Genomic DNA, 13171 nt, shown 5'->3' on the forward strand with positions numbered 1-13171 from the left:
GAAGCGGAGCCGGGATGTTCAGGAAGATCCTCATCGCCAATCGCGGCGAAATAGCCTGCCGCATCATCCGCACCGCAAGGCGCATGGGTGTCGCGACGGTCGCCGTCTATTCGGATGCCGACCGGGCGGCGCTGCATGTCGGGATGGCCGACAAGGCGATCCGCATCGGCCCGGCGGAGGCGGCGAAGAGCTACCTGAACGGCCCGGCGATCATCGAGGCGGCGCGGGCGAGCGGCGCCGAGGCGGTGCATCCCGGCTACGGCTTCCTCTCGGAAAATCCCGATTTCGTCGAGGCGGTGGAGGCCGCCCGCCTCGTCTTCATCGGCCCCTCGGCCAATGCCATCCGCGCCATGGGCCTCAAGGACGCCGCCAAGGCGCTGATGGAAAAGGCCGGAGTGCCCGTCGTGCCCGGCTATCACGGTCACAGGCAGGAAGCGGCCTTCCTCGCCGGCGAGGCGGCGACCATCGGCTACCCCGTGCTGATCAAGGCGCGCGCCGGCGGCGGCGGCAAGGGCATGCGGCGGGTGGATGACCCGGCCGATTTCTCCGCCGCGCTGGAAAGCGCCCGCCGCGAGGCCGAAAGCGCCTTCGGAGACGGCCGCGTGCTGGTCGAGAAATACATGGCCAAGCCCCGCCATATCGAGGTGCAGGTCTTCGGCGACGGGCATGGCGATGTCGTGCATCTCTTCGAGCGCGACTGCTCGCTCCAGCGCCGGCACCAGAAGGTGATCGAGGAAGCGCCGGCACCCGGCATGACGGTGGAGATGCGCGCGGCAATGGGCGCGGCGGCGGTGCGCGCCGCGGCGGCGATCGGCTATAGCGGCGCGGGCACGGTGGAGTTCATCGCCGACGTTTCCGAGGGGCTCCGGCAGGACCGGTTCTATTTCATGGAAATGAACACGCGCCTGCAGGTGGAGCATCCGGTGACGGAGGCGATCACCGGCCTCGATCTCGTCGAATGGCAGCTCCGCGTCGCTGCCGGCGAGCCCCTGCCGAAGCGGCAGGAGGAACTGGCCATCGACGGCTGGGCTTGCGAGGCGCGGCTCTATGCGGAAAATCCCGCCCGCGACTTCCTGCCGGCGACCGGCCGTCTCTCCGTCTTCGATGTGCCGGAGGGCGTGCGCGTGGATTCCGGCGTGCGCGCCGGCGATGTCATCACCCCCTATTACGATCCGATGATCGCCAAGGTGATCGCCCATGGCCGCGACCGCGCCGAGGCACTGGCAAGGCTCGAAGGCGCGCTCCGGCAATGCCGCGTCGGCGGGCTGGTCACCAATGCCGGCTTCCTCGCCCGCCTCTGCCGCCTGCCGGCCTTTGCGGCGGGGGACGTCGATACGGGCCTCATCGGCCGCGCGGGCGAAAGCCTGCTGGCGGAGCCCGATGCCTCCGAGGAGGCCTTCGCGCTCGCCGCCCTCTTGGCGCTCGGCTTCCTTGAAGCCGCCACTGAAGTCGACCCCTGGGAGCGGCTTCGCGGCTTCCGGCTCTGGGGCGAGGCGGCGCGGACGGTCTTCCTCGATCATGGCGGCGTGGAACATGCGCTGCGCGTGACGGTCCGCGGCAAGGAGAATTTCCGGGTCGAGCACAACGGCCTTGCGACGGACCTGCGCCTGCACTCCGTCGACGGAGCGTCCCTCCAGGTGGATGTCGACGGCCATATCCTCCCGGCGACGGTTCACCGCGACCGATCGGCCATCGCCGTCTTCTTCGGCGGCCACGGCCATGCCTTCGCGACCGCCGAAGAGGCCGGTCATCATGGCGAGGCGGCGGCGGGCGGCGACCGGCTTTCGGCGCCGATGCCGGGGCTGGTACGGATCGTTGCGGTGGAGCCGGGCGCGCGCGTCGCAAAAGGCGAACCGCTGGTCACCATGGAGGCGATGAAGATGGAACTGGTGCTGGCCGCTCCGCGCGACGGCGTGGTGGCGGCAGTGCCGGTGGCGGTGGGCGACCAGGTGGCGGAAGGCGCGCTGCTTCTCGCGCTGGAGCCCGAGGAGGCGACATGAAGCGGCGCATCGAAATCGTTGAAATGGCGGCCCGCGACGGCCTGCAGAACGAAAAGGCGATCATTCCGGCCGCTGACAAGATCGCGCTGATCGACCTCCTGTCCGGCTGCGGTTTCCGACGCATCGAGGCGACTAGTTTCGTCAGTTTGAAATGGGTGCCGCAGCTTGCCGACGGCGCCGAGGTGATGGCCGGCATTCGCCGCCGACCGGGCGTTTCCTATTCGGCGCTGGTGCCCAACATGAAGGGCTACGAGGCCGCGCGGGCGGCCCGCGCCGACGAGATCGCTGTCTTCCTCTCGGCCTCCGAGGGCTTTTCGCGCGCCAATCTCAACTGCTCGATCGCCGAGAGCATCGAACGTGCCCGCCCGGTGGCGGAGGCGGCGCGGCGGGACGGTATTCCGCTGCGCGGCTATGTCAGCTGCGTCGTGCGCTGCCCCTATGACGGGCCGGTCGCGCCGCAGGCCGTGGCCGAGGTTGCCCGCCAGCTCCTCGACCTCGGCTGCCATGAGGTGAGCCTCGGCGACACGATCGGGCGCGCCTGGCCGAGTGAGGTTGCGGCCATGCTGGAGGCGGTGCTGGACATAGCCGCGCCGGAAAACCTCGCCGGCCATTTTCACGATACGAGCGGAATGGCGCTCGACAATATCCGCGTCGCGCTCGATCATGGGCTGTCCGTCTTCGACGCCTCGGTCGGCGGGCTCGGCGGCTGCCCCTTCGCGCCGGGTGCGCGCGGCAATGTGGATACGCTCGCCGTCGCCGACATGCTGGCCGAGACGGATTACGAGACGGGGCTCGACCCGGAAAAGCTCGCCGCTGCCGCGGCCTTCGCCCGCCGCATCACCGGCATGCATCATGAGGAGGTGCAGCCATGAACTTCGAGACGATTTCCGTATCCGTCGACCGGCGCGGCGTCGCCGCCCTGACGCTGCGCCGCCACGCCCAGCACAATGCGCTGTCCGGCCTGATGATCCGCGAACTGACGGCCGTCGCGGGCCTGCTTTCCGAGGACCGGGCGGTGCGCGCCGTCGTCCTCACCGGGGAGGGCGAGAGCTTCTGCGCCGGCGGCGACCTCAACTGGATGAAGGAGCAGATCGCCGCGACGCGCGAGGAGCGCATAGCCGAGGCGCGCCGCCTCGCGCTGATGCTGAAGGCCCTGCGCGACCTGTCGAAGCCGCTCGTCGCCCGCGTCAACGGGCAGGCCTATGGCGGCGGCGTCGGGCTCATCAGCGTCTGCGATGCGGCGATCGCCGTGGAGGGCGCCCGCTTCGGCCTCACCGAAACCCGCCTCGGCCTCATCCCGGCGACGATCAGCCCCTATGTCGCCGCGCGCATCGGCCCCGCGGCCTTCCTGCGCTTCGCCACCTCCGCCCGCCTGTTCGATACGGCGGTCGCGCGCGATATCGGCCTCGTGAGCCGCATCGTGGCGCCGGAGGCGCTGGACGAGGCCGTGGAGGCAGAGGTCGTGCCCTATTTCGCAGCCTCGCCAAATGCAGTGGCGGCGGCGAAGGCGCTCGCCCATGCGCTCGCCCCGCCCATCGACGACAAGGTCATCGAGATGACGCTGACCCGGCTTGCCGATACGTGGGAGACGCCCGAGGCGGGGGAGGGGATTTCGGCCTTTCTGGAGAAGCGCAAGCCGGGTTGGGTATTGGCCGATACGAAAGCGTGACGTTGCGGGTTTGGCTTTGCCCCTCACCCTGGCCCTCTCCCCGCAAGCGGGGAGAGGGGACGTGCCCCACGAACCGTTATTGTTTGGGGAAACCGGTGCGTCATATCCCCTTCGCCCCGCTTGCGGGGAGAAGGTGCCGACAGGCGGATGAGGGGCATGCCGAAGACAGGAAGGAAATGCCTTCTTGTGCCGCGCCCCCTCATCCGACCCTTCGGGCCACCTTCTCCCTGAGGGGAGAAGGGAAGGACGGCGACGTCGAGTTCCATATGCGATGCCCCTGCCGCCTACGGGGAGCAGGGGCGTACTCCACCTGCGGCCATTGGTTGAGGAAACCGGGGCAGCATATCTCCTTCGCCCCGCAGCCAAGGAGAAGGTGGCCGGCAGGCTGGATGATGGGCAGACCCCGGCTAAAAAAGGGCGTCGCCTCTACTCGATAAACACCCGCACGCTTGCCGCCCGCCCGGCGGCGTCGATCACCGTCAGCGTCGAGAAGCCTGCGCCCTCGGGCGTCCACTGCGTCGTGCGCCGGCGTGCGGCGTCGGGCAGGACCTTGCCGTTGGCGAGCCAGCGGAAGGGCGCGCGGCCGCCCTGGAGCTTCAGGACGAGCGGCGAGATCGCGCCCGCCGCCGTCGCGCCGAGTTCCACATGGGCGCCCTCCGGCGGATAGACGATTTGCGGCGCGGGCTCGCGCCCGGCGGTGGCGACGAGGCCGTTCGCGGTGGTGGAGAAGCGGCGCATGCTCGCCGGCAGTTCCGATTGCGCGATGCGTACCGCCCCGGCCGGTGCGCGCGGCATCGCGGTGATGGCGACGCCGGAGCGCGAGAAGGCTTCGAAGAGAATGGGCGCGGCGGCGCCATAGCCCGTCAGGCCCGGCACGGCGCCGTTGTCGGCGCGGCCGACCCAGACGCCGAGCACATGCCGGCCGTCATAGCCGACCGACCAGGCGTCGCGGTAGCCGTAGCTCGTGCCGGTCTTGTAGGCGATGCCGAGCCGGCGGCTGCCGGTCGGCGGGATGACGGCGGACAGCACGTCCGAGACCTGCCAGACGGCGACGGGATCGAGCAGCGGATCGCCGTCGATGACGGCGGCATCGCCCGTGATGCCATCGCCGAGCCGGACCGGCATGCCGCGATTAGCGAGCGCGGCATAGAGCTGGGTGAGGTCGCGCAGCGTGATGCCGAGGCCGCCGAGGCCGATGGCAAGGCCGGGCGTCTCGCCCGGCGGCAGTTCCGGCCGCACCTCGGCGCGGCGGAAGCGCACCATCATCCGCGTCGGGCCGACGGCGTCGAGCAGGCGCACGGCCGGTACGTTGAGGGACAGCTGCAGGGCCTTGCGCACGCTGATGTCGCCCTGGTAGGTCATGTCGAAATTGCGCGGCCGATAGCCGGAGAAATCGGCGGGACGGTCCTCGACGATGGTCTCCTGCGCGACGAGGCCTTCCTCGAATGCGAGGCCGTAGATGAACGGTTTCAGCGCCGAGCCGGGCGAGCGGCGGATGCGCGTCATGTCGATCCAGCCGGCGCGGCTGCCGTCGAAATAATCCGCCGAGCCGACCTCGCCGAGAATCTCGCCGGTGCGGGCATCGGCCATCACCATGGCGATGGAGACCTTCGGCCCGAGCCGCTCGGCGGCCTCGCGGGCGACGGTCTCCAGCCCGTCCTGCACCGTGCGGTCGAGCGTGGTGCTGCGCGTGACCGCCTTCGGGTCCTTGCGCAGCGCAAGTTCCGAGAGATGGGCGGCGTAGGACGGAAGCTGCTTGCGGCGGGTAGGGATGGCCTCGGCGCTCGCGCGTTCGGCCTCGCCCTCGCCGATGATCTCCGAGACGGCCATGCGGTTCAGCACGCGCTCGCGCGCCTTTTCCGCGACGTCCCGGTGCCGGTCGGGCCGGCGCTTTTCGGGAAGCTGCGGCAGGGCGACGAGGAGGGCGGCTTCGGCGACGGAAAGCCGCTTCGGCTCCTTGCCGAACCAGGCGAGGCTTGCCGCCCGCACGCCTTCCAGATTGCCGCCATAGGGGGCGAGCGTCAGGTAGAGGTCGAGGATCTCGGCCTTGGAGAGCCGCCGTTCGAGTTGGACGGCGCGCGCCATCTGGCGCAGCTTGGCGAGCATCGACCGGCTCTCGCGCGGCTCGATCAGGCGGGCGACCTGCATGGAGAGCGTCGAGCCGCCCGAAACGATATGGCCGCTGGTGACGAACTGGCCGGCGGCGCGCAGCAGCGCCAGCGGATCGATGCCGGAATGCGCGTTGAAGCGCCGGTCCTCGTAGGCAAGCAGCATGCGGATGAACTGCGGATCGACATCGGCGGCTGTGGTCTTCAGCCGCCAGTGCCCCTGCGGCGTCGCGAACGCACGCAGCAGCCGGCCGTCACGGTCGAGCACTTCCTTCGAGACGGTATCCGCCACCCCGACGGGCGGCGGATAGGCGCGGTCCGCACGGTCGAGCCCGAAGGCGAGGGCGGCAATAGCCGCCGCCCCGCTCAGGGAACCGACGAGGAGCTTGCGCCAGAGCGCCATGGCGTCCCCTCCTACTCGGCCTTGACGACCTGCATGCGGCCGGTCGCCGTGCGGGCGGAGTATTGCGGACGGTACATGTCCTCCACCTGCGCGGCCGGCAGGTCGTAGGTGCCGGGGGTCACGGCGCGCACGACATAGGCGAGCGTCACCTCGCGGTTGTCGCCCTCGCTGCGGTTGAAGGCGGCGACGAAGCGGTCGTAGCGGAACTCCGTATGCGCCGCCTCGGTCTGGCCGAGCCAGTCGAAGTTGGAAAGCTTCGCGCTATCGACGAGGCTCGGATTGTCGATCTCGAAGCCGGCGGGCAGGAGGTCGGTGATGATGATGCGCGACGGCCAGCTGTTGTGCTCCGTCACCTTCAGCACCACGACGTAGCGCTCGTTCTGCGTCGCCTCCGTGATGTTCGCCTCCTCGCCGTCGAGCGTGTAGTAGGTGCGCTCGATGGCGAAGCCGTCGCCGCCGGCCGGCAGCGGATCGGCCGGAGCCGCGACGGTGGTCAGCATGGCCGCGACCGGCTCGCCGGTGCGGTTGGCGATGGTCAGCGGATGTTCCAGCAGGGACTTGCCGGTCATCTGCGCGGCATAGCCGCCGTCGCGCGCCGCGCCGTTGATCTCCAGCTTCAGGCCCTTGTCGGCATCGCGCACGGAGCGCGCGGCGAGCAGCATCCAGGTCTGTTCCTGCGTGCTGGTCCAGCGCTTGTTATCCCACTCCCTGGCGACGAGCTTGGTCAGGTCCGGGATGACGTCGGGAACCGGCCGGCTTTCCGCGGCGAGCGCCAGGATCGCCGCGCCGTCGCGCAGCGACGAGCCGTAGTCGGTGCGCGAGAGGCTGGCATTCATGGCGGTCTCGCGCGACAGGCCGAGCGCGTTGGAGAAGATCGTCATCGAGCGCTGGGCATCGCCGTAGAGGCCGAGCGCGCCGGCGATCTGGGCGCGGGCGAGCGGCGAGGAGAACTCGGGGAGCTTCGTATCCGCATAGTAGCGCAGGTCGCTGATCGCGGCCTTGCGGTTGCGGGCGAGCACATAGAGCGCATAGGCGATCTCGTTGCCCTGGGTCGAGACGTTGACGTCGTAGGAAAGGGCGTTCTGCAGGTTGGAGAGCGCCTGCACCATCGCCTTTTCCGGCACCTCGAACTTTTGCTCGCGGGCGCGGGTCAGAAAGTCGGTGACGAAGGCGTCGAGCCAGAGGTCGCCGTAGCCGGGAGACCAGAGGCCGAAGCTGCCGGAGGAGGACTGGTTGGCGAGGACGCGGTAGATGGCGTCCTGCACCCGCTTCTGCGTTTCCGTGTCCTCCGGCAGGCCGGACTGCCTGGAAAGCTCGCTCAGATAGAGGAGCGGCAGGGCGCGGCTCGTCGTCTGCTCCGTGCAGCCATAGGGATAGCGGTCGAGCGCCATCAGCAGGGCCGGAATGTCGAAGGCGGCGGCGCGCGAGACGTTGAGGCTCACCGAGGCGCCGGCAAGCTGGCTGTCGGCGAGCAACTGGTCGTCGATGGTCAGGCTCCCGTTCGCGGCGATCTCGATGGGCCGGCGCGTGGTGATGGGCATGGCGGCCGGACGCACCGGCACGTTGAGCACCTGCTCCAGCGACATGTCGGCCCCGTTCGTCAGCTTGACGGTGACAAGGCCGTCGCCGGCTTCCCCGCCGATCAGCGGCAGGGTGAGCGCGGTCTTGCCGCCGGGTTCGAGCTTCAGTATCTGGCCGGCGCCTGTCTGGTCGACCATGACCGAGGCATTGTGCGTGACCTCGACCGTATAGTCGCCGGCCGGCGCATCGGTATTGGCGATGTCGAGCCTCAGGTCCGCGCGGTCCCCGGGGGCGAGGAACTTCGGCAGGCTTGCCGTCACCACGACCGGATCGCGGATGATGACGTCCTTCGACGCGCTGCCGACGCCCGTCTTCGTCCAGGCGACGGCCATGACGCGGGCGGTGCCGTTGAACTGCGGAATGTCGAAGCTGACCTTGGCGTTGCCCTCCGCATCCAGCTTCACCGGGCCGGCGAAGAAGGCGACGAGCTTTTCCTTCGGCGGGTTGCCCTGGAGCGCCCCTTCGCCGCCGTCGCCGCCGGTGCGCAGGCGCCCCGTCGTGCCGAGCGAGCCATCGATCAGGCGGCCGTAGATGTCGCGGATCTCCATGCCGAGGCGGCGCTGGCCGAAATACCAGCCGGCCGGATCGGGCGCCTCGTAGCGGGTGAGGTTGAGGATGCCGACATCGACGGCGGCGACCGTGATATAGGCCTCCTCATTGGCGCCGGCGCCCGCGACCTTCAGCGAAATGTCGAGCGGCTGGCGCGGCAGGGTCTTTTCCGGCATGTCGAGCGCGATGTCGAGCTTGCGCTCGGCGGGATCGACCTTCAGCCAGGTGATGCCGATGGCGCGCATCGGCATGCGGCTTTCCTGGTCGGAGCCGGGGCGGAAGAGCGTCGCGGTGACGTAGGAGCCCGAGCCCCATTCCTCGGTGATCGGGATTTCCACCTCGCCGCCTTCGGCGCCGATGGTGGCGGTCTGGGTGGCGATCAGGCTTTCCGCGCCGATGGTGACGAGGAGCTGGCCGGCATGGCGCGGCGAGACCTTGAGCTTCGCCGTCTCGCCGACGGCGTAGCTTTCCTTGTCGAGCGAGATTTCCAGCGCGTCGGGCGTTTCCGTCGAGCTTGCCGCGACATACCAGCCGGCATCGAACTCGATGCTGGTCGCGGGGCCTTCCGGCTCGGGGCTCTCCACTTCGAGGCGGTAGCGGCCCCAGGTGACGGGAACCGAGATGCGGCCGCCGTCGGCGGTCACGTCCAGCGTGCCGTTGGCGATCTGCGTCGTCGAGAGCACCGGCTCGTAGCGCCAGGAGCTGCCGTCGCGATACCATTGATAGTTCCGCTCGACGGAAAGCAGCTTCCAGGGCAGGCCCTGCATCGCCGCCTTCGCGCCGTCCGGATCGACGGCGACGACGTGGAAGTTGGCGACGCTGTTCTCCGAAAGCTCGCCGGCAAATTCCGGCTTCACGCCGATCATCGGGCCGGATGCCTTGACGGGCAGCGTCAGGTTGCGTTCGACGGCGCGGCCGCCCGCTTCCTTCATGCGCAGCGTCACGCGCGCTTCGAGACGCTGCGTGGTGGAGGGAAGGTCGGAAACGGTGAGGTCGAAGGTCGTTTTGCCCTCGTCGTCGAGCACGTCGAGGCCGTCGAGCGGGACGCGGTTTTCCTCAAGCGCCTCCTCGTCGGCAAGGCCGAAGACATAGTTCGGATAGGCGGCATCCTGGCGCGTCGGCTTCAGGGCGACGTCGCCCTCGATCTCGAGCCCGGCGCCCGGCGCGCCGTAGAGATAGCGGCCCTCGACCGTGATGGGGGCCGGCGTCTCGGCATCGACGAACTTGGCGTCGGTCTTCATGTCGAATTCGATGCGGTCCGGCACGAAGTCGTCGACGAGGAACTGCTTCTCGGCGATCGCCATGCCCTTCGGGTCGGTATAGACCTGCATGGTCCAGGTGCCGCGCATGCTGTTTTCCATGAGCGGCAGGTCGACGGCATAGCCGCCGAGCGTCGCGCCGTCGGCCACCATGCGGCGGTCCTCGACGCCGTCCGGGCGGCTGAAGACGAAGGTGAGCGGCAGCTTCTCGACGGCGTTCGATTCGATGTCGCGGGCGAGCGCTGCGACATGCACCGTCTCGCCGGCGCGGTAGATGCCGCGTTCCGTCCAGGTGAGCACGTCGATGGCGCCCGGCGCCGGGCGGCCGGTGACGCCGCGGTCGGAAAGGTCGAAGCCGGCGCGCGTCATGTCGAGGAAGACGAAGTCGCCTTCGCCCTTCTTGGCGAGGATCACGGCGGGCGTGTTGGCGGCGGTGCCGCGGATGAGGCCGGCGGTGAAGCTGGCGCGGCCGTCGGCATCGGTCGTCGCGGTGCCGAGCACCTCGTTGTTCTTGGCGATCAGCTGAAGCTCGACGCCTTCCAGCGGGCCGGCGCTGTCGAGCGAGCGGGCGAAGACGTTGAGGCCGTCCGTGCCGGCATAGGTGGTGAGGCCGACATCCGAGACGACGAACCATTGCGTCGCCTTCGAGTCCCATTCGTTGCTGCGGCCGTTCGTCGCCGCGGCGGTCAGCACGTAGACGCCGGGCTTGCGCTCGGGCAGCGCCTCGTCGACCGGGAAGCTGGTGACGACGTCCTTGTTGAGTTCCGGCGAGATGTCGATCTTGCCCTGCCAGACGAGTTCGCCGTTGTCGTTCTCGATGCGGCTCGCCGAATAGCCGTCGAGCTGGGTGAGGAAGCGGCTGTCGGCCAGTAGCCCGGCGATGGCGCGGTCGCCGACGCGGTAGAGCTTCAGGTCGGCGCTGTCGGTGTTGACCGAGACGATGGGAATGCCGCGGCGGACGCTGCCGGGCAGTACGAAGCCGTCGCCGGTGAAGCGCACCATGGCGGTGCGGTCCTGCACGTAGATGTCGAGGTCGACCGCGGCCGCGAGCGGCTCGTCGACGGAGGAGGGCAGGCCGGGACGGAAGGCGATCTTGTAGCGCTGGCCGTGCTTCAGGCCCTCCACGCAGATCTGCCGGTCCTTGGCTTCCACGGCCTTGGGCGCAGCGCCGTCGAGCGTGACGAAGGAGGCGTAGTCGGCGCCGGACTTCACCAGCGGCTCGGAGAATTCCACGCAGGCCCGCGGGCTGGCGCTGTCGGAATCGATCGTGTGGCTCACCATGCGGAAGCCCTGCCGGGTCCGCAGGTTCAGATAGGCCGAGCGGACGGCGACGTCTTCCTGCTGCTCGAGGCTCGCCTTGTAGGCATTGATGCCGGCGCGGTAGCTGCCGGAAACGTCGAGCGTGTCGCCGAGCACGGCAAGCGCCCGGGCGCGCGTCTCGGTCGTGCGCGAAAGCTGGTAGGCGTTGATCGCCGCAAGCGCCCCCTGGCCGGCGAGATAGCTGTTGTTGGTCGCCCGGCCCATGGATTCGGCCGTCTCGATCCAGAGATAATAGTCGTCCGGCGCCAGCGACAGCGCGCCGCGGAAGGCGGCGAGCGCCTGGTCGAAGCGGTCGGAGGCCGTCTCGATGCGGCCCAGCGAGGCGAGGCTTTCCGCCCCCTGGCCGACCTGGTCCGCCGGCAGGGCGAGATTGTCGCGGAAGGCGCGGGCATCGTTCAGCATGTATTCGCTGATGAAGGAGAGCGCGGGCGCGGCGCCGATATCGGCGGCATTGTCGGCCTTGACGATCTTGCCGGCGATGGCGCCCTGGAAATGGTTGATCTGGTTGAAGTCGCTCTTCAGGAAGCACCACTTCACCTTGGGATTATAGGTGAAGGCGCGGCATGACATGTCGTCGATGCAGTCGGTCTTGCACTGGTCGAGCGTCACGTCCTGCACGGTGCGCAGGTCGAAGCCGAAATAGTCGCTGTTCTCGGTGGTGACGATGGTGCGGGTTTCTTCCGCATGGGCGGCCAGCGGTGGCGAGGCGACGGCCGAAAGAACAAGAGCCGTGAAACCGAAGAATGCGCGCATAGACATCAAGTCCTCCTACCGCTGCCGTCTCGTTGCCGCCACTCTTCAGACCCCGTCCCGGCTTGTCAATCGAAAGACCGGGCGTTTCGACGGGGCATGGAAGAGGTGACGCAGGAAATCAGGGGGAAGACGTTTGAGATCCGCCGTTCAATCGGCGGAAATGCGAATTTTTTCGATCCCTGCCGCGTTAACCTTTTGTTAACCATATGGACGCAGACTGCAAAACATCGACGGGCGCTCTTCTGTCATACCGCTGTAACAGCGGGCAGCTAGAACCTCGTCAGACACGAAAGTCGTGTTTCGCAAACGCGGTGACCACGGATGTACTGGCACCTGCGCGAAACACTTCCCCGGTCAGGCCGGGATGAGGAAGCGGGGGTTCAACCCTCGCTTTTTTCATTTGTGCGGCCGGGTTCGGCTCCCCTTTGTTGCGCAGGTTCGGGTGAAGGCGTGTTTCCGCGCCGGGCAGGAATTGCTCCGGCCCGCCGATTGCCCTACCCATGAGGCCGCAGGGCGGCCGCCTTGCGGCTCCTGCCTCTCCCGGACGGTTTCATGTCGGACGTCGCCTTCAATGTCCTGCCCATCTTCGCGCTGATCCTGATCGGCTGGCTGCTGGTCCGCACCGGCTATCTCAGGGAGGAGCTGGGCGAGGGGCTCGGCGAGTTCGTCTTCCGCGTCGCCGTGCCGGTGCTGCTCTTCCGCACCATCGCGGAGGCGAATTTCTCCGGCGAATCGCCGCTGCGCATCTGGGTCGCCTATTTCGCCGGCGTCGCCTTCACCTGGACCGTCGCCCATCTCGCGGCGACGCTGGGTTTCGGGCGCGACCGGCGCATCGGCGTGCTCGCCGGGGTCTCCTCCGCCTTCGCCAACACCATCTTCATCGGCCTGCCGCTCGTCTCGCGCATCGTCGGCAACGACGGTGTCGTGGCGCTCTCCGTCCTCATCTCCGTGCATCTGCCGGTCATGATGATCGCCGGCACGGTGCTGATGGAGCGGGCCGAGCGCAAGGAGCACACGCGCGAACCGCAGAGTTTTGCGGCGCTGCTGCTCGGCATCGGCCGGAGCCTCGTGGGCAATCCGCTGGTGATCGGCCTCGTCGCCGGCGCGCTGTTCCATACCGGCGGCGTTCCGCTCTCCGGCCCGGTGAAGGTGGTGATCGACCAGCTCGCGGCCCTTGCCGCGCCGGCCGCGCTCGTCTCCATCGGCATGGCGCTCAACAAGTACAAGGTCGGCGGAAATGCCGGCATCGCGCTCGCCATGACCGGCCTCAAGCTCATCGTCCTGCCGGGCTCCGTCTATGTCGCCTGCCGGCTGCTCGGCCTTTCGCCGGAATGGACGGCGGCGATGGTGCTGACCTCTTCCGTGCCGACGGGCGTCAACGCCTGGCTGCTCGCCAACCATTTCGGCGTCGGCCACGCGCTCGCCTCCTCGACCATCACCATGACGACGGCGTTCGGCGTCTTCACCGTTTCCTTCTGGGCCTGGCTGCTCGGCTGAGATCCCCCTTCGCCGGCAACAAAAAACCCGGC

General features: G+C 68.7%; 6 protein-coding genes. 4 read left to right on the forward strand and 2 right to left on the reverse strand.

Annotation, left to right across the window (positions count from 1 at the left end; genetic code table 11):
• The first annotated feature begins 14 nt into the window (after positions 1 to 14).
• From ACZ48C_RS01925 to ACZ48C_RS01935, 3 genes are read left to right on the forward strand one after another with little or no spacing between them, the layout of a single operon-like run.
• Positions 15 to 2000 (forward strand): acetyl/propionyl/methylcrotonyl-CoA carboxylase subunit alpha, encoded by a 1986-nt coding sequence (locus ACZ48C_RS01925; RefSeq protein WP_464782037.1) that lies wholly within the window; start codon positions 15 to 17, stop codon positions 1998 to 2000.
• Positions 1997 to 2872 (forward strand): hydroxymethylglutaryl-CoA lyase, encoded by an 876-nt coding sequence (locus ACZ48C_RS01930; protein WP_464782038.1) that lies wholly within the window; start codon positions 1997 to 1999, stop codon positions 2870 to 2872. Before ACZ48C_RS01925 ends, ACZ48C_RS01930 begins: the two co-directional genes overlap by 4 nt.
• Positions 2869 to 3669 carry a crotonase/enoyl-CoA hydratase family protein gene (locus ACZ48C_RS01935; protein WP_464782039.1) on the forward strand — a complete coding sequence of 267 codons (801 nt, stop codon included), beginning with the start codon at positions 2869 to 2871 and terminating at the stop codon, positions 3667 to 3669. Before ACZ48C_RS01930 ends, ACZ48C_RS01935 begins: the two co-directional genes overlap by 4 nt.
• A gap of 426 nt (positions 3670 to 4095) precedes the next feature.
• On the opposite strand, the gene pbpC is transcribed toward ACZ48C_RS01935, so the two are convergent.
• Positions 4096 to 6180, reverse strand: coding sequence for a penicillin-binding protein 1C (gene pbpC / locus ACZ48C_RS01940; RefSeq protein WP_464782040.1), 2085 nt, complete (start codon positions 6178 to 6180; stop codon positions 4096 to 4098).
• Positions 6181 to 6191: 11 nt separating this feature from the next.
• Complete coding sequence (locus ACZ48C_RS01945; RefSeq protein ID WP_464782759.1) at positions 6192 to 11642, reverse strand: alpha-2-macroglobulin family protein; 5451 nt, start codon at positions 11640 to 11642, stop codon at positions 6192 to 6194.
• 552 nt (positions 11643 to 12194) lie between these two features.
• Here ACZ48C_RS01945 and ACZ48C_RS01950 point away from each other — a divergent pair.
• Entirely contained in the window at positions 12195 to 13139 is a 945-nt protein-coding gene (locus ACZ48C_RS01950; protein ID WP_464782041.1) for an AEC family transporter, read from the forward strand.
• The last annotated feature ends 32 nt before the right edge of the window (positions 13140 to 13171 follow it).

This window comes from Shinella sp. 1A1, assembly GCF_055379515.1.